The sequence below is a fragment of the Deltaproteobacteria bacterium genome, from assembly GCA_003696105.1.
In the GTDB taxonomy this organism is placed as follows: domain Bacteria; phylum Myxococcota_A; class Polyangia; order Haliangiales; family J016; genus J016.
This window is the reverse complement of record RFGE01000326.1, coordinates 24,030-46,620: the sequence shown is the minus strand read 5'-3', so window position 1 is coordinate 46,620 and position 22,591 is coordinate 24,030. Positions and strand designations below refer to the sequence as shown.

Genomic DNA, 22,591 nt, shown 5'->3' with positions numbered 1-22,591 from the left:
CGCCGCCGCCAAGCGCCGCGCCGCCGCCAAGCGCCGCGCCGCCGCCAAGCGCCGCGCCGCCGCCAAGCGCCGCGCCGCCCGCCACCGGCCGGCCGAACGCCGCGCTCGCTGATCGGCGTCACCGCGGCGCGACGGGCGCGCCGCCGCGACGCCGGTACACCCGCGCGAGCGGCGCGCCGTCCGCGTCCACCTCGCACGTCAACTCCAGCCACGGCGGCGGATGAAACGGATGCAGCGCCAACCCGTTGACGAGAACCCAGTCCGCCGACGGGTGCGGGAACGGGCCGGACTGCACGCGCCGGGGCCACAGGTCGGCGCGCATCCATGCGACGTGGCCGGGCTGCAGCCGCCGCTTGTCGACCACCGCGCCCGGCGCGGCGCGCGCGTTGAGGCATGCGATCGCCCGGTCGATCCCCTCGCCCCACCAGCCCACCTCGAACGCGCGGGCGTCGAACGCGCCGCGAGGACCGCCGACGACCTCGTTGTAGTAGTCGAGGTAGTACGGATGGATACGCGCGTCGGCCGCCGCGAGGTACGCCGCCATCGCCGCGCCCAGCGCCGGGAGCGCCCATCGCCTGCGCGCGCGAGCCGCGATCGCGTCCAGCCCGACGGCGGCGGCCAACGCGAGCGCGGACAACGCCGGCAAGATGTAGCGCACGCCGTCCTGCTTGACCGGCGACACCAGCACGAGCATCGGCGCGAGCATCCACGCGGCCACGGTCGCGAGCGGGCGGGCCGCCCGCCAGCGCAGCGCGGCGGCGCCGGCCGCGGCGAGCACGCCCACGGGCGCGGTCGCCGCGAAGTACACGAAGAAGTAGTGCCACGGCGCCGGGTGCGCGGCCGTGCCCACCACGTCGCCGAGATAGGGCTCCGGCCCGTGAAGCTGGCGCAACACGGCCCACGCCTCCCGCAAGTGCGCCACCGGGGACGCCCACAGCCGCGGCCAGATCGCAACGCCGACCGCGATCGCAACCGCCGGGATGACCGCGAGTCCCACGCCGACAGTGGCCCGCGCGCGGCCGCGCGGCGCCCACAACACCAACAGCGCGCCGACGAGCGGAGCCAAAAGCCCGTTGGCGAAGCGCGACCACACCGCGACGCCGAGTACGACGCCGACCGCCGCGAACCGCGGCGCCATCGCGCGCGCGGAACGCGGCGGCCCGTCCTGCGCCCACAGGCACAGCCACACGGCGAGCGTCCACCACAGCACCGACGGCGCCTCGTGGCCGACGACCTTGCCGTGCGCGATCAGATGCGGTGTGAGCGCGGCGATCATGGCCGCGACGACGCCGACGCGCAGCGACCACAGACGACGTCCGATCGGCACCAACAGCGCGCACGCGAGCGCCATCATCGCGGCAGAAAGCGCGCGGGCCGGCCCGTAGCCGTCCGCGAACTGCGCGCCGATGCCGGCGATGTACTTCATCACAGGCGGGTGCTCGTAGTTGAAGCGCCACGACGCCTGCGAAAAGTCCAGCGACAGCAGGTTGGTGACGTAGTTGCGGCCCGCCGACCAGTTCACGTCCTCGTCCCACGTCTGGCCGGCGCCGCCGAGGTCGTACAGCCGCACCGCCAGCGCCAGCGCGAACGCCGCCGCGAACGCCGCCGCGACGCGCCGATCGATCGCGCGCAGCCGGCCGCGCAGGACGAACGCCGCGAACGCGGCCCACACTCCCGCGATCGCCAGCGCGAACAGCCCGTCGGGCAGCGACGCGCCGGCGCCGGAACCGAACCGCGCCGCGGCGGGCGGCTCCGGCGACAGCGACGACGGCGGCACGTACTCCGGCGGGCCACGCCGCCCCGGCGGGTGCCACAGCAACCGTCCGCTCGGTCCCGCGTCGAACCGCACGCGGTAGACGCCCGGTTCGTACACGCGCCACGCGTGCAAGAACGCCGCATCGCGCGGATGCGGGCGCACCGGCAGGCGCACGCCATCGATCCACAGCGCTCGACCGCGCTCGAAGCCGAGGACGTACGGGCCGCCGCGGGGAAACAACCAGCTGCCTTCGTAGACGCCCGGCTCGACCTCGCGCAGCCGCTCGAGCGGATCGGGCACCACGGCGTTGCGGGCGGCGACGAGAGCGCCCGTGGCGGCGATCGCGCACGCCACCGCCGCGGGCGCTCTCATGGCACGCGCCCCGGGCACGTGAACTCCCGATCGGCGCGCTTGAAGAACGAGTAGTACTCGCCCTGCTGGCGCAGCCCCGGAATGTGTAACGTCACCCGCTCGTACCCGCGCCGCAGCCAGAACGCCGGATTGCAGTTGAAGCGCGGATTGTCCGGCCGGGTGTGGATCGAATAGCAGTGGAACGCGAACGTCGGCTGGTACGTGTCGTATAGAAACGAATCGGGCGCCCACTTGTTGTGGCCGGGTCGCGGGCGCGTCGGCGGGATCTGATGCGCGATCTCCTCCGACACCAGACCGAACACGTCCACCCCGCGCATGCGGCCATAGTAGGGCTTGGCGCCGGCGCCGCCGAAAATGGAAAAATCGTCCTCGCGCATGCACGGCCGCATGTGGCGGCCGATGCGCGCGCGATCCGCGGTGTACACCTTCAGGAACGCCGGCGTGTCGATGCCGCGGTCGCTGGCCCAGTTGCCCCACCGCATCGACTCGCGCGTGAGCGCCTGCTGCTGGACGGCAAAGCCGGCCACGAGCGCGGCGGCGACCGCCCAGCCGACCCGCCGGTCGAGCCGCGACGACCAGGCAGCCCCGCGCGCGACCAGCAGGGCGCTGCACGCGAACACCGGCATGATGAATCGGTGCAGGCCCATGAAGTCGCCACCGACGCGCACCGTGTACGCGAGGTAGGCGCACGCCACCGCGAGCACCGCGGTCCCGGCGACGAGCCCGCGAGAACCGAGGCGAGCCGCCACCGCCCCGGCGAGCGCGACCGGCGCGGCGTAGACCATGCCGGTCTGGCGCGCCCACACCCACACGTAGTGCCAGCCGGCGGCGCGAAGTTTGGCCAGATAGTCGGGCGGCGCGTCGCCCGCCTTGACGTACGCCGTGTTCGGCAGCGGGTAGCCGTAGTACCACCAGCGCCACGCGAAATACGGCACCCAGATCGCGAAAAACGCGCCGACGCACCACAGCTCGTCGCGACTCGGCCGCAGGCGGCGCCGTGCGACGGCAACGGCGGCGCGGTGGCCGGCGAGTACGGCCGCCACCAACAAGCCCTCGGGACGGGTGAGCGCGGCAAGCGCCAGGACGACGCCGAGTTGCCGGAACGCGCCCGGCCGATCGTCGCCGCGGGCGTAGACGACCAGCGCCCAGACCGTGAAGAACGTGAACATCTGGGTCTCGAGCCCGCCCGACGTCCAGCACGCGTAGCCGGCCGACGCGGCGAGCAGCGCGGCCGGCACGTACGACCACATCCGATCGTCCCGATCGTCGCGCACCCGCTCCATCCAGCGGAACGTGAGAGCGAGCGTGCCGATCGCGAACGCCGCGGCGCACACCGGCGCACCGATCTCGGGCGCCACGCCGGCGCGCATCAGCGCCGCCAGCAGCACGACCCACAAGAAGTTGGTGTAGCCCTCGACCGGATCGAGCCCGAGGTTGAACACGGGCTGGCCGTGCTCGGCCAGGTTGCGGGCGTAGACGAACGAAATGTACGCATCGTCCGTGATGAACGCGTACTGCAGGCTGTGCCACACGAGGAACACGGCGCACACCGCCAGCGGCGCGTAGCGAACGAGGACACGGCGGGCGCGGATCGATGGCACTGCCCCGCGTTTCTATCGGATTTCGGTGACGGGCGCACGAAGCCGCCACTGCGGCCGGGCGCGGCCTTTTCGCGCGCACCCGCGGTGCGTTACACTGGCGCGTGTTGGGGGGTCCACGCGAGTACATGGGCACGGGCCTGTCGGTCCTGGTCGTCGACGACGAGCCCTCGGTGCGCGAGTTTTTGCGGATGATCCTCGAACCGCAGGGGTTTTCGGTCGAGCTGGTCGACACCGCGGCGCGGGCGATGGAGCTGTTGCGCGTCGGCGCGTTCGACATCGCCCTCATCGACAAGAACTTGCCGGACGCGTCGGGGCTCGACGTCGCGCGCTACGTGCGCGACCAGGACCTGACGTGTGAGACGGTCATCGTCACGGCGTACGGCAACCTCCAGTCGGCCATCGACGCGCTCCGCGCCGGCGTCGCGGAGTACCTGGAAAAGCCGTTCTCGGACGTAGACAGCGTGTATGCGTGCCTGGAGCGGGTCATCCGCCTGCACGCGATCAAACAGGAGAACCGCCGCCTGCTCGCCGAGTTGCAGGAGAAGAACCGGCTGCTCGAAGAGCTGGCGGTGCGCGACCCGCTCACCCGCCTGTACAATCACGCGCTGTTTCAGGAGGCGCTCGAGCGCGAGATCGGCCGCGCCGAGGCGACCGAAGGCCAGCTGTCGCTGCTGCTGATCGACATAGACAACTTCCGCCAGATCAACGACGCGCTGGGCCACGCGGTCGGCGACGAACTGCTGGTCGCGATCGCCGAAATCCTCGCCGGGATCGGATCGCAGGGTGGCCTGCGCGTGCGCCCGCACGACATCGTCGCCCGGTTCGGCGCCGACCGGTTTGCCGTCGTGCTCACCGACACAGACAAGAAGACGGCGCTCGAGCGGGCGGAACTGCTCCGGCAGCGCGTCGCCGCGTTCGACTTCGCGTCGCGTGACCTTCCGCGGCCGACCCTGTCGATCGGCATCGCATCGGTGCCCGACGACGCCGCCGATCGGCTCCTGCTGATCGAGCGCGCCGACGTCGCCCTGTACAACGCAAAACGCAGCGGCCGCAATCGCGCGATCGCCTACGAGGCGTCGCTGCCGGACAAGGCGGGCGGCACGCGAACGTCGGCGACCGAAGCACGGCGGCTCGAAGCGCTCGACGCCGCCATCGTCAAGTGCGACTTCGACTTCGTCTATCAGCCGATCGTGTACGCGGGGACGGGCGAGGTGTTCGGCTTCGAAGCGCTCGTCCGCCCGCGCGACAAACAGTTCAAGAACCCGCTGGTGCTGATTCGCGCCGCCGAGCGGGCCGGCCGGCTGCGCGAGCTGGGCCGGTCTCTGCGGGAAGGCAGCATTCCGGCGATCGAAAACCTGCCGGCTGGCACGCTGCTGTTCATCAACCTGCACCCGCACGAGGTCAACGATCCCGAGATCGTCGAGCCGCAGCCGTACCTGGCGCCGTGGACCGACCGGATCGTGTTCGAGATCACCGAGGTCGCCGGCATCACCGACTACGACCGCGTCAAGGCGGTCGTCCAACAGCTCAAGCGCATCGGCTACCGCGTGGCGCTCGACGACCTCGGCGCCGGGTACTCGGGACTCAACTCGTTGGCGATCCTGCAGCCGGACTTCGTCAAGCTCGACATGAAGCTCGTCCACAGCATGCAGCGCGACACCAGCGCGCGCCGTTTGGTCAAGCACATCATCGAGTTCGCCGCCGACGAGCGCATGACCGTGATCGGCGAGGGCGTCGAAACCGAAGAGCAGCGCGACGCGCTGGTGTCGCTCGGGTGCCCGCTGCTACAGGGCTACCTGTTTGCCCGCCCGCAACCGCTGTCGGCGATCATCGGCGATTGATCACAGATCGAGCCGATAGCCGGCGACGGCGCGCAACCCCGCCGGGTTGCCTGCCGTGACGCCGTCGTCGACGTGCGCGAGCCAGTAGCCGAGTTCGACGAACGCGCGGCCCGGACCGACTCCGACCTCGCCGCCGGCGAACGCCGAGGCTGCCAGGTGCGCGCCGGTGCGGACGACCGTACCGGCGCGCGCCGACGCCAGCTCGCGGCGCGTCCACAGCGCGCCGGCGCCGACGCCGCCGTAACCGGCCATGCGCCCGCCGCCGGCCTCGACCATCGCCCGCACCATCACCGGCAGTCCGGTCACGCGGGTGCGCACGTCGTCGCCGCCGTCGGCCGCCGCGCGCACGTCGTCGCTCGCGTACGCCGCGGCGGCCACCCCGACGGCAATGCGCCGCCGCCACACCGGCAGACGCGCGCGCGCGCCGAGCCACGCGGCCGGTCCGGCGACCTTGCCGAAGTTGGCGACGTAACCGGCACCCGCGGCGATCGACCAGCGGCGGCGGACGGGGAGGAGTTGTATCGACACCTCGGTCTCCGCGGCGCCCACCGCGATGTGCACGGCGTCCACCGCCGCGCGCGTCGCGACCGGTGCCCGGTAACGGGCGGCGAACCGCCCCGGAGCCCGTCTCACGAACGGCCCGACGGCGCCGCGTGCGGTCGCCACCGGCAGCGGCCCGTCCACCGGATTGCCGTAGGCGTCGGTTACCGTCACGTCCACCTGCGCGACGGCGACTCCGTCGCCCCGCAGCCGGCGTCGCGTCACGCGCGCGACGACGTGCGCCGGTGCGCCCGGCACGAGGTCGACCACCGCCTCGGCCGGAGCGAGCCCCGGTGCCGTGGCGACGACGCGCGCGCGCCGCCGGCCGGCGAACCGATCGGGCAGCCGCCAGGTCGCAACGAAATGCCCGGGCGCGACCTGGCGAACTCCCTCGACGTCGCCCACCTCGGCTCGGACGTCGACGGCGACGTCGGCCGGCGGCAGCGCTGTCGGATAGTCGAGCCGCACGTCGACCGCCAGTTGGCGCCCCGATCCCGCGACGTAGCGCGGCGCGCGGGCGGCGACTCGGATCGCGGTAGGCGATGCGACGGGTACCGGCGCGTCGCACGAGAACGCAGAGTGCGGATCGCCCGCGAGTTGGCCGCGGATCGCGACACGCGCACCGGGCGCGACGCCGGACGGCAGCGACAGCTGCGCACGCCACAACCCGGGCGCCTCGTTCCGCGGCGGCGACAGCGTGCCGACGGACGCCGTCGCACGGATGTCGGCCCGCGCGGCCGGAGCCCCGGCGCCGTCGACGACGACCCACACGACGTCCCGCCCGCGCGCGGGGCACAGCACGAGCGCGCGGGCGAACGGCGGCGGCTGGAGCGGCAGCGTGCCGGCCCGCGTATTGCCTGCCGCGTCCGTCGCGACGGTCTGCGCGGCAGTCACGCCGGGCGGCGCTTCGATCGCGAGCGTCGCGCGGCCGCGCCCGTCGGTCCGCACCGGACCGAAGTCGACGCCGCCGACGCGCACGACGACCGACGCCCGCGGCTCGCTGCGCAAGCGCACCGAGCCGATGCCGACGAGCGGAATCGCCGCCCAGTCGACCCGAGACCGGTCGGCCGACGCGACCGCGATCAGCGCAAGTTGCGGGGCGAGCGCGTCCGGCGGCGTGAACGTGGCGTGCAGCCGGCCGTCCGCTCCCGCGCGCCACGCCGACACGCTGCCGGTGCTCGCGTGCACGTCCGGCGGCTCGCCGCCCGCCGCGGCGATCGACAGATCGACGGCGCGATCGCGGCCGAGCCGGACGCGCTCGGGGACGCGCAGGTCGAAGGGCCCCGCGGTGCTGCGCCGGCCGACGGACTCCGCCGGCGGCGGCTGGATGGCGATCGACGCCGTGGCCGCGAGCGACCGGCGACCGAACCGCGCGCGCGCGGTGAGCGCGAGGCGCAGTTCGGCGGCGACGCGCGGCACGCGCAGCGCGAACGCGACGGCACCCTCCCCCGCCGGGCGACGCGGCCCCACCGTCCCGGCGCTGGCGACGAGCGCGACGGCCGCGGCCGCGGCCGGCGGCGTCGCGCGCACGACGACCTCCAGCTCGCGGCTGCCGTCTCCGATCGCGACCGCCGGCGCGTCGATCGCCAGCGCGGGGGCCCGCGAGCGGCCTGCATCCGCACCCGCGGACGGCGCGGCGAGCGCCACCGCGACCGCGGCGGTCGCCGCTACGGCGCGCCCCATACCACGTCCCCTCCCACCGCCGGACCGGTCGTGTCGACCTCGACGTCGACCTGCGATGTGCGCGCACGGCCGGTGGCGTCGCGCGTCTCGACGTCGACGCGGTTTCTCCCCTCTCGCAGGGCCACCGAGTGCTCGAAGGCGCCGGACGGATCGACGGCCACGCGCTCGCCGTTGATGCGAATGACGGCTCCGGGCGCGGTCCGACCGCGCAGCGTGACCTCGCGGGAGCGCGCGACGCGCCCCGGGGCCTTGACCTTCAAAAACAGCGACGGCGGAATCGGCGCCGGCGCGGTCGGGGCCGATCCCGGCGCGACGACCGACTGCTGGCCGGCGCGAACGGTGACGGTCCGCCGGTTGGCCGACAGCGTCACCTCGCCCCGCGTCGCCGCGACCGTCGCATCCCCGTGCCCGGCCGACAGCACGGAAAACGCGCCCGCCGCCGTCTCGGCGACGGCGTCGCTGCCGCGCACGGCGACGCCGAAGCGGCGGCCGCCGTCGCGCACGGTGGCCGCGATGCGACCCTCGCCGAGTTGGACCCGCGTGACCGCGTCGGTAAGCGCGCTCACGGCGAACACCGTGTCCGGGTCGAGTCGAACCTCGGCGTCGCCGACGGCGATCGTGACGCGCCCCAGGGTTCCGGTGCGCAACACGTCGTCGACCGACAGGGTGTCGCCGGCAGCGACCGGCGTCCATCGGCCGCCCGACGTCGCGCGTTCGACGACACCGGTGACGTCGACGACCCACGCGACGCCGCCGGCCGGTGCGGCGTCCGGCGGCCTCGGCGGTGCGGCGGCGGCCCGTGCGGGCGCGGCGTCCGCGGGGACGACCGGCGCGTCCTCGAACAGGGTGCGCGACACCGCCACCGCGAGCGCGACCACCGCCGCCGCGAGCGCACACGCCGCCGCCAGCCGCCTGCTCACGCCACGCCGGCCTCCTCCGGCGCCGCCGGCAACTCCAGCACGAACCGCGCCCCGCGCGCGGTCGACTCGAGCCGCAAGCTGCCGCCGTGGTCCGCCGCCACCGCCGCGCCGATCGCGAGGCCCAGCCCGGTGCCCTGGCCCTCGGGTTTGGTCGTAAAGAACGGCTCGAACACGCGATCGGCGAGCTCCGGCGGCACGCCGGGGCCGTCGTCCTCCACGATCGCGGCGACGCGGCCGCCGCCGCGGGCGCACGTCCGAACCGACACCTCGCCGCCGTGCGGCATCGCCTGCTGCGCATTGAGCGCGAGGTTCACGATCACCTCGACGATGGCGTCCGCCGACGCACAGACGAACAGCGGCCGGTCCGCCCGTTCGATCGTGAGGCGAACATCGTGCGCCGACAACTGGTGGCGAACCAGGCCCGCCGCCGCGTCGACCAGGTCGTTGAGGTCGACGCGCGACCGCGCCACGGCGCGCTTGCGCGCGAACCGCAAAAAGCTCTGCAGCGTATCGACGCAGCGAGCGGACTCGCGGTCGATCGCCGCGAACAGCTCGTGAGCCCGGTCGATGTCCGCCTCGCGGCGGCCGACCTGAGCGAACCCTCGGACCGACGTCAGCAGGTTGCGCACCTCGTGGACGATGCCGGCCGCCAGTTCGCCCATGGCGGCGAGCCGGTTGACCTGCGCGCGATCGTTGTCGTCGTCCGCCACTCGCTACACCAGATGAGCGCCGCCACGCGCGGCGGGCAGCACGATCGCCACGGTGGTACCTCGCCCGACCTCGCTGTCGACGTGAATCGAGCCGCCGTGTTCCTCGACGATGCGGTAGACGACCGTCAAACCGAGCCCCCGCCCCTCCCACTCCTGCTTGGTGGTGAAGAAGGGCTCGAAGATTCTATCAAGAATCTCTGGAGCGATCCCGGCGCCGGTGTCGGACACGGCGACCCTCACCGCGCCGCCCTCCACCGATCGCGTCGACGCGGTCACGCGACCGCCCGGCGGGGTCGCAGCGATCGCGTTCGTGAGGACGTGCAGGACCGCCTGGCGCAGCTGCCCCGCGTTGCCGCGGATCGGCGGCAGATCCGCGGCATGGTCGCACACGAGTTCGATCTCGCCGCGGTCGACCCGGGCCGCCACCATCTCCACCGCCGCGTCGACCACGCCCCGCACGTCGACGGCCGCCATACCTTCGCCTGCGAACTCCTGCGAAAAGCCCTGGAGCGTCTGCACGATGTCGCGGATGCGACGGGCCTCGCGCTCGATCATGTCGAACGTGGGGCGCTGCGCCTCTGGCGCCTGGGCCCGGAGCACCTGCGTGAGCCCGAGCACGCCGGTGAGCGGGTTGTTGATCTCGTGAGCGATGCCGGCCGCCAACGACGACACCGCCGCAATCTTCTGCGACTGCAACAGTTGCCGTTGCGCTTCGCGCAGCTCGCGCGTGCGCTCGTCGACGCGCTGCTGCAGCTCGCGGTTCCACCGGCGAATCTCGTCGTCGCGCGCCTGGATCTGCGCGGCCATGTCGTTGAACGCCCGGGCCAGTTCGGCCAACTCGTCGCGCCCGGTCACGGCGATGCGGTGCGACAGATCGCCGCTCGCCAGCGCGCCCGCGCCCGCGCGCAGCGCGCGCACCGGGCCGACGATCCCCTGCGCGAGCACCAGCCCCGCGACCACCGCCACGACGGCGCTGACGGCGAGCCAGTACCAGGTGCGCGCGCGCATCGTGCGCGCGGGCGCGCTCACGCGCGCGGCGGGCTGCTGCGCGATCACCGACCAGCCCAACGCCGCGGGGGCAACCGCGGCGACCAGCCGCTCGCCGGTCGGACCGTCGAACGAAACCAACTGCCCGCCGGCGGCACGCCGCACCACGTCGGCCACGGGCGCCAGCGGCGGCGCGCCGGGCGCGTGGCACACCGCGCGGCCGTCGCGGTCGGCCAGCACCATCTGCAGGCCGTCCGACGGCGCGCCCTGCAGCGCAGCACAAAGCGGCGCCAGGTCGATCGCCACCGCGAGCGTCCACGGCCGGCCCGCCGGCCCGGCGACCGGCACGGCCAACGCGACGTACGTGCGCCCGTGCGGCCCGGCAAACGGAGCGCCGACGGCCACCTCGTCGCGCTGGCGCGCGCCGACCGGGATGGCGGCCGCGACGCGCTCGAGCAATGCACCGGTCGCCGCGGGGTGCGCGGCGTGCGCCCCGCCGGCCGCTGCTCGCGCGTCCACGTATGCGGCCGGCCCCACGCCGTCGCCAGCCTCGTCGAGCAGTTGAGCCACGACCACGTCGTCACGTTGCTGGTACACGAGGGACACCGCTCCGGCGAGTTCGTCTGCCGACAGCTCGCCCCACGGGATCGGGCGCGCCGCCGCCGCGAACGTGCGGCGCGCGTCGTCGAGGGCCGCGCTCGCGAGGGCCGCGCCGTAGCGCGCCGCATCCCGCTGGCGCGCCGCCACCTCGCGGTCGAACGCCGCGCGATGGACGCGCAGCGCCGTGAACGCGGACACGGCCAATGGCACGAGCGCGACGAACAGGACGATGACGACGAGTTTTGGGCGCACCCCCAAACGGCAGGCTCTCCGTGACCCTATGGTACGCTGTCGTACCGGTTGGCGCACGACCATGACGACCCCGTTGCAACCGACGGCCGATCCCGTCCGCGTGCTCGTCGTCGACGACGAGAAGGTCGTCCAGATGTTGCTCGAGACCGTGCTCGCGCAAGACGGGTGCGAAGTCGTCCTCGCGGACACGGTCGCCACCGCCATCTCCTGCGCGCGCGCGTACGCACCGATCGACGTCGCTCTGGTCGACAAGAACCTGCCGGACGGCTCCGGCCTCGACGTCATGCGGGCGATCAAGGCGGACCAACCCGACTGCGAGACGATCCTGATGACGGGCTACGCCTCGCTCGACTCGGCGATCGAAGCGCTGCACGTCGGCGCCTACGACTACGTGCTCAAGCCGTTCGACGACGTCAACGACCTGCGGGTCAAGCTGCGCAACGCGGCTGACAAGCGGCGCCTGCGCGCGGCGACGACCGCGCTGTCCCAGGAGCTGGACGAGACCCAGCGCCAGCTCGTGCAGGCGCAAAAGATGGAGGCGGTCGGCCGGCTGGCCGGCGGCATCGCTCACGACTTCAACAACTTGCTGGTCGTCATTCTCAACTACGCGCAACTCGCCGCGCAGGTAGCCGAGGACGTCGATGCGCCGGCGGACCTGCGCGCGTACCTCGCCAACGTGGTCGACGCCGGCCGCAGCGCGGCCGCGCTCACCCGCCAGCTGTTGGCGTTCAGCCGCAAGCAGGTAGTGGCCCCCGAGGTGCTGTCGGTTGGAGACGTCCTCGCGGCGGTCCAGCGACTGCTCGCCCGCACCCTACCGGACAACGTCGTGCTGTCCGTGTCGGCCGCCGACGACCTGTGGCCTGTCAAGATGGACCGCGGGCAGCTCGAACAACTCGTCGTCAACCTCGTCGTCAACGCGCGCGACGCGCTGCCGGACGGCGGGGAGATCCGCGTGACCGCGGCCAACGCCCCCCTGTCGCCCGACGACGCGCGCTCGCTCGGAATCGAACCCTCGCGGTGCGTGCGCCTGTCCGTGGAGGACACCGGCGTCGGCATGGCGCCCGAGGTCGTGGCGCAGGCGTTCGAGCCGTTTTTCACCACGAAACCCGAGGGCAAGGGCACCGGCCTCGGACTCGCGACGGTGCGCGCCATCGTCGATCAGGCCGGCGGCGCGATCCAGGTCGCATCCGAGATCGGACGCGGCACGCAGTTTTCGATCTACCTGCCGGCCACGGAAGAACCGGAGCGCCGCAGCCGCACGATCCCGGCCGTCCGCCTGCAAGGTGCCGGCGAGACCGTCTTGCTGGTCGAGGACGACGCGCGCGTGCGCGCGGTCATCGCCCACGTGCTCGACCGCGCCGGCTACCGCGCGATCGCCGTGGGCAGCGCAGAGGATGCGCTGTCGGCCCTCGACCGCGACGCCGGCGACATTCAGCTCGTATTGTCGGACCTGATGCTGCCGGATGCATCCGGGATCGACGTGATCGAACGCGCGATCGCGCGGCGGCCGGGGTTGCACGCGGTGCTCATGAGCGGGTATGCAACGGCCACCGTGCCCGGTCGCATCGGCGACCGGGACATCGCATTCATCGCCAAACCGTTTACCGAAGAGCGTCTGCTCGGCGTTCTCCGCGAGGTGCTCGACTCGTGATCCCGGCCCGCGTCTATCGCTTTCACAACCCCGCCGCCGTGTTCCTCGGGCTCGAAGACCTGCGCAAACGCGGCCTCACGCCGCGCGGGATTCTGTTCATTGCGCTCGACCCCCGAGGCGAGACCCACATCGCGGTGCCCGACGACCTCGACGCGGTCACCCAGATGAAGGTCGGGGCCAAACTCACTCTGAAGCCACCGTGGGAGGGGCGCTACTTTCACTTCGACTCCATCCACCGGCTTCCGGGCAACACGCTGCTGTGGACCGGCGACCGGCGGCTCGCGGACGCCGGCAGCGCCCAGGAGGTCGCCATGTCCGTGTCCGAGTGGCTATGGGGGTCGAGCGCCAAGAGCCTGTTTCTCGGCTGCACGCCCCATCAGCCGGGCGCGTGGTGGTGCCCGGACGATCGCTCGGCGGTCACCGCCCTGCACCTGCGCGGTTTCGTCGACGCCACGGTCAGTCACGTCGGCTTGATGGCCCGGCGCATCGACGAACCGTACCTGTACTACCTGTCGTGGAAGAACCTCGCCCAACGCGGCGCGCTCGATGCGTGGGAGCCGATCTACGAAAGCCCGCTCGGTAACGTGCTGCTGGTCGAGCGCCGCGTCCTCGGCTACCGGCTCGCGCTCAGTTGCGAGCGCGGCATCGTGGAACTGGACATCAGCGGCGCGCCCGAGGACGTCGTGGCACACGAGGTGGCCGAGCTGGCAGGCGGCTACGGAATCGTCGGCCGCATCGACGGCGGAGGGTTCGCGGTGACGCGCGGCCGCGTGTGCAAGTGGGGGCTCGAGGACGTGCGCCCGGCCGAGCTGATCGGTGCGCCGAACGAGACGCTCGGCGACCTGGCGGCCGCGCTGGCGCGCGCGCCCGCCGACACGTGATCGACCGGCGGCCGGCCGACTGCCCGAGCCCTCAGTTTTCGGTACGCTACGAGCCACATGGCCGGCACGACCCGACACGCGGCAGCGCGCGCGACCGCCGGGGGCCTGGTCGCGGGCGCCATCGCGGGAGCGGGCGCGGGCGCGATCGACGCCCTGTGGAGCGGCGCCGCACTCGCGCAGTTCGTGCCGGCGTGGGCCGACCGCGCGCGGGCGGTCGCCCTGGCCGCGGCGCTGTACGCGGTGGCGGCCGCGGTCGTCGGCGCCGCACTCGGGGCCGCCGGCTGGGCGCTGTGGCGCAAAAGCTACGTCGGCACGCTGTGGCGCCGCGCCGCGGAGGCGCACCGCGCGCGACGACAGCGGGACCCGCGCGCGGCGCTCGCACCGCTTGCGACCGCGATCGCGCTGGTCCCGTCGGCGGCCGCCAGCCTCGGCGGCACGTATGTCGCAACGGCGCGGGCGCTCGCGCTGCGACAACACCGCGGCCTGATCGTCGCCGTCGCGATGGCCGCCGCGGTCGCCGCGCTGGTCGTGGCCGTCCTCGTCGCGCTCGCGGTCGCCGGCGCGGTCGAGGCGGCGCTGCGCCGGCTCGCGCGCGCCGAGCGCGTCGCGCGGGCCCTGTCGGCTCCGGCCGCGCCCGCGATCGCGGCCATCGCGCTGACCGCGACGGCCGCCGCGGTCGCGGCCTACGCCGCGTGGGATACGGTCAAACTGTTGCATCTGCGACCGGTCGTCGCCGTCGCCGGCACGGCGCTGCTCGGCTGGCCGGCCGGGCGCGCCGCCGCGCGCATCGTCGCTCGGCTGCCGGTGCGATGGCTCGCCGCGTCGCCGGTGGCCGTCGCGGTGTTGGGCGTGGTCGCCGCGGCGGCGGGCGACGCCGACGGCCCGCGCAAGGCGGTGGACCGCTACACCGGCCTCGGCGGGCCGTGCATCCGCGCGCTGCGCCGCCTCGGCGACTGGGATCGCGACGGATACAGCCGCATTCTCGGCGGCGGCGACTGCGACGACGGCGACCCGCACGTCCACCCGGGAGCCACGGAGATCCCCGACGACAGCGTCGACCAAAACTGTGTCGGCGGCGACGCGTCCATCCGCCGCAGTCCTGACGACCTCGCGTTTGCCCCGCGCCCGGCCGGCCTGCCCGATCGGCCGAACATCGTGCTCATCACGATCGACACGTTGCGCGCCGACCACGTCGGCGCGTACGGCTACCCGCGCCCCACGACGCCCGCGCTCGACGCCCTCGCCGCGGACGGTGCGCTGTTTCGCAACGCATGGGCCCACGCGCCGTCGACGCGCTACTCGGTTCCGGCGATCCTGACCGGCCGTTATCCCCTCGCCGTCGACTACGACTACTCGGTGTGGTGGCCGGCGCTGTCGCCCCGCGCGACGACGATCGCCGAGCGCCTCGCCGCGCTCGGCTTCCACACCGGGGCGATCCTCAATTACCGCTACTTCGACCGCAAGCGGCGGATGGACCAGGGCTTCGCCGAGTACGACAATGAGAACGCGCGCCTTCATTCGGGCCGCGACCCGGCGAAGACGACCGGGTCGTCGTCGCGCGAACAGACCGACAAGGCCATCGCGTTCATCAACCGCAATCGGTTTCGCCAGTTCTTCCTGTGGGTGCACTACTACGACCCGCACTACACGTACGAGCGCCATCCCGGCACGCCGTCGTTCGGAAACCGGCCGATCGACCTGTACGATCACGAGATCCGCTACACCGATACACACATCGGCCGCTTGCTCGACGAACTGAAAGCGACCGGCCTGTACGACAAGACGATCGTCGTGGTCACCGGCGATCACGGCGAAGGCTTCGGCGAACACGGCGTCGACAAGCACGGCTACCACCTGTACGCCGCGCAGACGCGCGTGCCGCTGATCGTCCGCGTGCCGGGCCTGGCGCCGCGCACCATCCGTATGCCGGCCGGCCACATCGACATCGCGCCGACCCTCGTCAACCTCGCGGGCGGCCAGCCGTCGGTCGACTTGCAGGGACGGTCGTTGGTCGACGTCTTGTCCGGTGCGGCCGATCCCGACGCGGATCGGTGGGTGTTCCAGCAACTGTCGTTCGAAAATCACAACGAGCAGCGCGCTGCCGCCAACCAGCGCTGCCACGTCATCTATTACGTGAGCCCGCAAAACGCATGGGAGCTGTACCGCATCGACGAGGATCCGGGCGAGACGCGCGACGCGATCGCATCGCCGGGGCCATGCCGCGACGCGCGCGCGACGCTGGAAGCCTGGTACGACTGGTCGGAGATCCCGCCGGCGGCCGCCGACGCCCTGCTGCCCGGCCCGCCGAATATTGCCGACCCGCTCGACGTGCGCGTCGGCGACTTCGCGCGGCTGTTGGCGGTCGACCTGCCGGCCGATCCGGTGCGGCCCGGCGCGACCATCGACGTCACGTATACGTGGCAGGTCACCGCCGTACCGGACGCGAAGTGGAAGGTGTTCGCCCACTTCGAGCGTCCCGGCGGCGGCCGGTTCCTCGGCGACCACGCGCCGGTGCGGCCGTTTGCGTGGTGGCGCCCCGGCCAGTACATCCGCTACACGATCGCCGTCACCGTGCCGGACCACGCGCCGCGCGGCGACTACGTCCTGTGGGTCGGGGTGTTCCGCGGCGGCGAACGCGCCGAACTCGGCGCGGCCAACCCGCGCATCCGAATCCGCGACCGCCGCGCCGCGGTCGGCGTGTTGCACGTACAATGACAACCTCGGCACCCACGCCTCGCTGGCAACGACTGGTGTGGGCCGTCGTGGCGGTCGCCGGCGCCGCGCAGCTGGCGGTGCTGTGGTCCGCGATGCTGCGGCGATGGCTGTACCCGTACGACCTGGAGTGGATGGAGGGCGGCACGCTGGCGCACGCCGCCCGCATCGCCGCGGGCGCCGGCATCTACCAGCGGCCGTCGGTCGACTTCATCCCGTTTCTGTACACGCCGCTGTACCCCGGCGTGCTCGCCGCGCTGTCCGGCGCGGTCGGCATCTCGTACGCCGTCGCACGCGCCGTATCCATCGCGTCGATCGCCGGCGTGCTCGCGGTTGTCGCGACGTCGATCGTGCGCGGCAGCGAGCGACGCCACCGGTGGCCGGCGGTCGCGGGCGCGCTCGCGGCCGGCGGCCTGATCGCCGCCGCCTACCCCGTGGTCGACGGGTGGTACGACATCGCCCGCGCCGACTCGCTGTTCCTGGTGATGGCGCTCGGCGGGGCGATCGCCCTGTGGCGGTGGTCGGCCGCGGGCAGCGGCTGGCGCGGGCACGCGCGCGTCGCCGGAGCCGCCGCCCTGCTCGCCCTGTCGTTCTTCTGCAAGCAGACCGGCGTGCTGTACGTCGCCGCGGGCGGCGCCATCGTGGCCGCGACCGCGTGGCGGCGGCTGCCGACCTACGTCGCCACCGCCGGCGCAATCGGCCTGGGCGGCACGTGGCTGCTCGACCGCGCGACCGGCGGCTGGTTCTGGACCTACGTGTTCGAGGTCCATCAGGCGCACGATTGCAACCACCGGCGCTTCGTCGACTCGTTCGGCGCAATCCTCGCGGCGTTCCCGATCGCCACCGCGGTCATCGCGGTCGGACTCGCCGCGGTGGCCGCCGCGTGGATCGCGCGCCGCCAGCGGCCGCCGTCGGCGGGGCCGCTGTTGGTATGGGCGTGGCTGTACGCCGTGTCGTGCGCGGTCGGCGCCGTCGGCTTCGCGACCCAGTGGGCGGAAAAGAACGCCTACGCACCCGCTTTCATCGCCGGCGCCGCCGCGGCGGGGGCCGCGCTGCCCGCCATGGCCGGTGCGCTGTCGGCGCTCGCGGGCGCGCGCCGGTGGGCGTGCGCCGCCGCGCTCGCCGCCGGATTCGCGCTCGCCGGTCAGCTATACGCCGCGCGCTGGTCGCCGTCCGCGTTCGTACCGACCGAGGCGGATCGCCGGGCGGGCGACGCGCTGATCGCCTGGCTGCGTTCCATCGACGGCGATGTGCTCATCCCATTTCATCCCTGGTACGCGCACTTGGCGGGCAAACCAGTGTATGTGCATCGAATGGGCGTGATGGACGTCTCGCACGTCAACCACTCCCCGCCCAACACCCGATGCGTGTGGGCTCGAGGCCGGACACCGCGCAACCCGCCACCGTGGCCGATCGCCGGCCTCGAACGGGCGCTGCGCGACACGCGGTTCGCGGCGATCGTGTGGGACAACCGCGACCGCCGTTACTTCCCCGACTGGACGCGGTGGTACCGCCCCGCCGACGACGTGCCCCGACACGCGAGGCCGCGGACGTTCACCGGCGCACGCGTCGTGCCGCTCACGGTGTGGGTGCCGGCGCGACCGGTCGCGCCGCCGCCGGGAGCGCGGGTGCTGTGGAACTTCGAAGACGGCACCTTCGGTGGCTGGACGGCGACCGGAACGGCGTGGGGGCGCGGGCCGACGTCGAGGCGCCTGCCGGGCCAGAAAGGCACCGTACGCAACTATCTCGGCCGCTACTACGTGAGCAGCATGCACGGCGGCGACGCGGCCGTCGGTACGCTCACGTCTCCGGAGTTCACCATCCGCGGGGCGCGCATTACGTTTCGCATCAGCGGAGGGAGCGACGCATCGCGGCTGCGCGCGGAGCTGTGGGTCGACGGCAAGCTCGTCGACCAGGCGACCAGCAGCGCCGACAGCGAGCGCATGACCGTCGCCGGTTGGAACGTCGCACACCTGCGCGGTCGGCGCGCGAAAATCGTGCTGGTCGACCGCGCGCGCGGTCCGTGGGGGCATCTGAACGCGGATGAGTTCTGGGAGCACGACGGCGAGCCGTGAGTGCCGGCCGCGCGCGCCCGATCACGGCCGCTCGTAGACCGACACGATCGGTACGCCGTCGGTGCGCAGCACGTAGATGGGCTGCACCGTGCCGTAGGTCTTCCACACCATGTAGTCGTGGCGATTGAAGTGCAGCTCGTGGATGACGAGCGCGAAGTCGGACGCGCGAATGCCCGGCAGCTCGCGGCCGGAGTCGCGCAGCTTCGGCGGAATCAGCCCGGCGCGCGCATACACCGGCCACGCCGGTTGCGCATCGTGGGTGTAGACGCGCCAGCGGTTGCGCGCCGCGGCCCGCTCGGCCAGAACGGAGAGCACTCCGCGGGCCGCATAGCCCCAGAACTGGCGGTTCATGCCCAGGTCTGCCCCGCCGGGGGCGCCCCCCGCGAGCGCGTTGTAGTGCGACAGCGCGTAGGGATGCGCGTCGACCGTCTCGACCGCCGCGGCCGCGACGACCGCAATCGCGACGGCCGCGACGGCCGCGCCGTGCCGCCGCGTCGCCGCCGGCCACGCGGCGCGCGCCGCCGCGAGCGCCGCCGCCCGCACGCCGACCGCCGCGAACACGGCGAGCGTCGCGAACGCGGGCATCCAGTGCTTCTCCGCGCCGAAGATCGGCGTCGTGCGCAGCACGAACGGGCCGATCGCCACCGCCGCCGACAACGACAGCAGCAGCGCCGGCGCCCGGTCGGCGTCCGCCGCATTGCCGGCGCGCGCGCGGGCGGCCAGCGCGACCGCGCCGATCACCGCCGCCGCGAGGGTCGCCACCGGAACGACCAGCGCCGTGGTGACCAACGGCACGTGCCACGGAAACGGCGGCGCGTTCCAGTTGCGGCCGAGATACTCGTAGTTGTAGTGGACGTGGCGCAGGTGAAAGCCGATCCACTCGGCGGCATGGCCGATCGGATCGACCCACAAGTGCGGCCACGACGCGAACAGCACGAGCGGGCCGCCTACCGCCAACGCCCCCCAGATCGACGGCCGCAGCCGCCACAAGCCGCGGATGTGCCGGTGACGCCGCCACGCGACGTACGCGTAGTGCGGGGCCACCACGGCGGGGAGCATCAGCGCGTTGTGTTTCGTGGCGAGCGCGCAACCGAACGCGACCGCGAGCGCGACGCACCACCGGCGGGCGGCCAGCGCCCGCCAGTAGCAGTACAGCGTGGCCACCCACAAGGTCATCACCGGCAGGTCGAACGCGGCCAGCCCGGCGTGAAACAACGTCCGCGGCATCAGCAGCGCGAGCGCCCCGGCCACCGCGCCAGTCGTCCAACCCCATACCCGTCCGGCGAACGACACGATCAGCGCGACGAGCAGAGCCGCCATCACCGCCGTCGGGAACCGGTAGGCCGTCAGCTCCGACATCCAGCCGAGCCGGTCGTGGAACAGCCGCTCGCTGAACCCGAACAGGGTCTTCATCAGGGGCGGGTGCTCCGGGTTGGCGGAACCGCCGGGCCGCCCGCCGAACACCGCCTCGATGCGGCGCGCCGTCCGCGCGCCGGGGACGCCGCGAACCGCATCGATCCACCAGGCGGCGTAGTTCGAGCCCGCGCGCATGTAGACCACCTCGTCGCGTGCGACGCCCTGGGAACGCTGGGCCGCCACGACCCACACCAGCGCGGCCGCCGCGACCGTCGCCGCCGCGACGCGGCGCGCGCCCCGCTCGGTCACCGGCGCGCCTCCGCGGCGAAGCACACCAGGCGATCGGTCGCGCGTCCGCCGAGCGCGGTCGCCGCGAACGTGACCGTCGCCCGCGGCGACGGCTCGGTGTCCGCCTCGAACCGCACCCAGCCGTCGTCGACGCCCACGGTCACGTCCGCCACCGGCCGGCCGTCGACCTCCACCTGCAGCCGGGCCGGCTCGCGCCGGTCGCGGCGCGTGAACACGTCCGCGAGGCCGACGTAGCCGACCAGCGACCGGCCGAGCGCGACCGGTGAGTAGGTCACGCGGACGGTCTGGTCCGGCCGCGGCACGACGCGGACGCACCGGTGCGGCTCGAAACCGACCTCCTCGATGTCGACCGCCGGCGCGACGTCGCGATCGCGACTGCGCGTCGCGTATGCGCCGGCCACGGCGGCGCGCGAAAACGCGTCGACGAAGTCGGTCACCACCTCGACCGGCTCGCGCTCGAGCAGCCGAACCGTGACCGCGCCGAACGCGGCGTGCCACGCGACGCGTGCCCCGCGGCCCTCCGGCGCGCGCGCACCCCGGACGGACAGCTCCCAGATGCGGCCGTAACGCGCCGCATCCATGCGCGCGGCCGTCTCGACCGGGATCAGGTCGCCTAGCACCATGCGGCCGATCGGATCGGTCCAGCGCGGGGCGAACACGATCAGGTCGCCGCGCCGGTAGCGCTGGCGAACCGCACCCGCGGCGGCGCGCCACTCGGCGTCCGTCCCGGTGTCCCGCCCCGCGCGCGCGATCGTCGCGATCTCCCACCCGCTGATGGCCACGAGCAGCGCCGCCGGAGCGACGGCGATCACCGAACGCCGCACGGCTGGCATCCTCGCACACGTCGCCCGGCCGCCGCCACCGCCCGGCGAAATGCTACCCTCGGCCGCCCGATGCAGCGCTGGCGCATACCGCTGATCCTGTTCGGCGTGAGCCTCGTCGTGTTCGGAGCGACCGCCGGCCGGCGGCTGCGGCGCCAGTCGTCCGACCCGCACTTCGTCTACCTGGCCGACGCGTGGCTGCACGGCCGGCTCGCGATCGCCGACCCGCCCCCCGCCAAGGGCGACGATTGGGCCAAGGTCGCCACCGTCCGGCTCGCGGACGGCCGCCTCGTCCGCGGCCGCTACCTGCGGACGCGAAGCGCGTTCCACACGGTCGACGGCGACGAGATCCCCGTGTCGGCGATCCGACCCGAGGGCACCAGGGACCGGTACGGCCACTTTGCGGTGTCCACCGAGCACTACGTGTCGTTCCCGCCGTTTCCCGCGGTGCTCATGATTCCGCAGGTGCTGATCCACGGCCGCATCGCCAACGACGTGTGGCCGACCTTCATCGTCGCCGCACTGTGTGCGCCGCTGCTGTTTCTCGTCATCCGCCGGGTACGCGACGCCGGCCTGTGCGAGCGAACCGATCGCGACGCGGTGTGGCTGTCGATCGCGTTTGCGTTCGGGACGGTGCTGTACTTCAGCGCGGTGCAGGGCCGCGTGTGGTACACGGCGCACGTCGTCGGCACCGCGCTGGCGCTCGGCTACCTGCTGTGTGCGATCGAGGCGCGGAGGCCGGCGTGGGCCGGGGTGCTGCTCGGCTGCGCGGCCCTGTCGCGCGTCCCGCTGGCGTTTTTGTTCCCGCTGTTCGCGTGCGAGGCGTGGCGCGTCCACCGCGGCGACCGCGCCGCGCTCGCCCGCGCCCTCGTGCGATTCGCGGTGCCCGTGGCGATCCTGGCGGTCGCCGCCATGGCGCACAACTACGCGCGTTTCGCCGACCCGTTCGAGTTCGGCCACTCGTATCTCGACGTGCGCCAACAGGCGAACATGGAGACCTACGGCAAGTTCCACTACGCCTATCTCAGTCGCAACCTCGCCGTCGCCCTGGCGCTGCTGCCGAACGTACAGTCCGAACCGCCCTACGTGTTCATCAACGGCCACGGCCTCGCGCTGTGGTTCACGACGCCGATACTCGTACTCGTATTGTGGCCGCGGCAGCGCGGGCCGCTGCACCGCCCGTTGTGGATCACGACCGCGCTGGTCGCGGCGCCTACCCTGCTTTACATGAACTCGGGCTGGCTTCAGTTCGGCTACCGGTTCAGCCTCGACTACATGCCGCTGTTGTTCTTGCTGCTCGCGATCGGGATGCGCCCACTCGGACGCGCGGCCCGCGGGCTCGTCGCGTTCGGCATCGCGGTCAACCTGTTCGGCGCGGTCACGTTTCCGTCGCCGACCTACTACGACTACGACCACTACGACGTAGTCGTTCCACATGCACCGTTACACAAGCGCATAAAGAAGTAGCCCGTCTGCCAACTTGTCATTTGGGCGCTAGCGCGCGGTAGGGTAGGATCGACCGAG

The 22,591-nt window shown here is 73.1% G+C and carries 14 protein-coding genes and 1 pseudogene; 6 read left to right on the top strand and 9 right to left on the bottom strand.

Features of this window, described 5'->3' with window-relative positions:
* Nucleotides 1–118: 118 nt before the first annotated feature.
* The gene (locus tag D6689_20405) at nt 119–2,110 is read right to left on the bottom strand and encodes a phospholipid carrier-dependent glycosyltransferase (GenBank protein RMH38036.1); all 1,992 of its coding nucleotides are present in this window, start codon (nt 2,108–2,110) and stop codon (nt 119–121) included.
* 14 nt (nt 2,111–2,124) lie between these two features.
* Nucleotides 2,125–3,729, bottom strand: coding sequence for a hypothetical protein (locus tag D6689_20400; protein RMH38035.1), 1,605 nt, complete (start codon nt 3,727–3,729; stop codon nt 2,125–2,127).
* A 125-nt stretch (nt 3,730–3,854) separates the two neighbouring features.
* Here D6689_20400 and D6689_20395 point away from each other — a divergent pair, with 125 nt between their 5' ends.
* Complete coding sequence (locus D6689_20395) at nt 3,855–5,570, top strand: EAL domain-containing protein (protein RMH38034.1); 1,716 nt, start codon at nt 3,855–3,857, stop codon at nt 5,568–5,570.
* On the opposite strand, the gene D6689_20390 is transcribed toward D6689_20395, so the two are convergent.
* The 5 genes and pseudogenes from D6689_20390 to D6689_20370 form a co-directional block, all read right to left on the bottom strand.
* Nucleotides 5,571–7,793, bottom strand: coding sequence for a hypothetical protein (locus D6689_20390; protein ID RMH38033.1), 2,223 nt, complete (start codon nt 7,791–7,793; stop codon nt 5,571–5,573).
* A complete protein-coding gene (locus D6689_20385) occupies nt 7,778–8,713 on the bottom strand; it encodes a hypothetical protein (protein ID RMH38032.1) in 936 nt (311 codons plus the stop codon). Before D6689_20385 ends, D6689_20390 begins: the two co-directional genes overlap by 16 nt.
* Complete coding sequence (locus tag D6689_20380) at nt 8,710–9,423, bottom strand: hypothetical protein (protein ID RMH38031.1); 714 nt, start codon at nt 9,421–9,423, stop codon at nt 8,710–8,712. The genes D6689_20385 and D6689_20380 overlap by 4 nt, the downstream gene beginning before the upstream one ends.
* Nucleotides 9,424–9,426: 3 nt before the next feature.
* Complete coding sequence (locus D6689_20375; protein ID RMH38039.1) at nt 9,427–9,978, bottom strand: hypothetical protein; 552 nt, start codon at nt 9,976–9,978, stop codon at nt 9,427–9,429.
* 234 nt (nt 9,979–10,212) lie between these two features.
* Nucleotides 10,213–11,466: pseudogene (locus tag D6689_20370) on the bottom strand (HAMP domain-containing protein).
* Here D6689_20370 and D6689_20365 point away from each other — a divergent pair.
* The 4 genes from D6689_20365 to D6689_20350 are packed head-to-tail and all read left to right on the top strand — an operon-like array spanning nt 11,240 to nt 18,581.
* Complete coding sequence (locus D6689_20365) at nt 11,240–12,913, top strand: response regulator (protein RMH38030.1); 1,674 nt, start codon at nt 11,240–11,242, stop codon at nt 12,911–12,913. The pseudogene D6689_20370 and the gene D6689_20365 sit on opposite strands and share 227 nt — an antisense overlap.
* Nucleotides 12,910–13,794 carry a hypothetical protein gene (locus D6689_20360; GenBank protein RMH38029.1) on the top strand — a complete coding sequence of 295 codons (885 nt, stop codon included), beginning with the start codon at nt 12,910–12,912 and terminating at the stop codon, nt 13,792–13,794. The genes D6689_20365 and D6689_20360 overlap by 4 nt, the downstream gene beginning before the upstream one ends.
* A 57-nt stretch (nt 13,795–13,851) precedes the next feature.
* Nucleotides 13,852–16,509, top strand: coding sequence for a hypothetical protein (locus D6689_20355; protein ID RMH38028.1), 2,658 nt, complete (start codon nt 13,852–13,854; stop codon nt 16,507–16,509).
* A gap of 35 nt (nt 16,510–16,544) precedes the next feature.
* On the top strand, nt 16,545–18,581 hold the full coding sequence (locus D6689_20350) for a hypothetical protein (GenBank protein RMH38027.1): 2,037 nt from the start codon (nt 16,545–16,547) through the stop codon (nt 18,579–18,581).
* Between the two features lie 21 nt (nt 18,582–18,602).
* On the opposite strand, the gene D6689_20345 is transcribed toward D6689_20350, so the two are convergent.
* The gene (locus D6689_20345; GenBank protein RMH38026.1) at nt 18,603–20,270 is read right to left on the bottom strand and encodes a phospholipid carrier-dependent glycosyltransferase; all 1,668 of its coding nucleotides are present in this window, start codon (nt 20,268–20,270) and stop codon (nt 18,603–18,605) included.
* Nucleotides 20,243–21,070 carry a hypothetical protein gene (locus D6689_20340; GenBank protein RMH38025.1) on the bottom strand — a complete coding sequence of 276 codons (828 nt, stop codon included), beginning with the start codon at nt 21,068–21,070 and terminating at the stop codon, nt 20,243–20,245. The genes D6689_20345 and D6689_20340 overlap by 28 nt, the downstream gene beginning before the upstream one ends.
* Before the next feature lie 69 nt (nt 21,071–21,139).
* Here D6689_20340 and D6689_20335 point away from each other — a divergent pair, with 69 nt between their 5' ends.
* Entirely contained in the window at nt 21,140–22,534 is a 1,395-nt protein-coding gene (locus tag D6689_20335) for a hypothetical protein (GenBank protein ID RMH38024.1), read from the top strand.
* Nucleotides 22,535–22,591 lie beyond the last annotated feature (57 nt).

What these genes read in the sequence shown, in the direction of transcription:
- D6689_20395 (RMH38034.1), top strand. Translation starts at nt 3,855, where the DNA reads ATGGGCACGGGCCTGTCGGTCCTGGTCGTCGACGACGAGCCCTCGGTG.
- D6689_20390 (RMH38033.1), bottom strand. Translation starts at nt 7,793, where the DNA reads ATGGGGCGCGCCGTAGCGGCGACCGCCGCGGTCGCGGTGGCGCTCGCC.
- D6689_20375 (RMH38039.1), bottom strand. Translation starts at nt 9,978, where the DNA reads ATGATCGAGCGCGAGGCCCGTCGCATCCGCGACATCGTGCAGACGCTC.
- D6689_20365 (RMH38030.1), top strand. Translation starts at nt 11,240, where the DNA reads ATGACGACGAGTTTTGGGCGCACCCCCAAACGGCAGGCTCTCCGTGAC.
- D6689_20355 (RMH38028.1), top strand. Translation starts at nt 13,852, where the DNA reads ATGGCCGGCACGACCCGACACGCGGCAGCGCGCGCGACCGCCGGGGGC.
- D6689_20335 (RMH38024.1), top strand. Translation starts at nt 21,140, where the DNA reads ATGCAGCGCTGGCGCATACCGCTGATCCTGTTCGGCGTGAGCCTCGTC.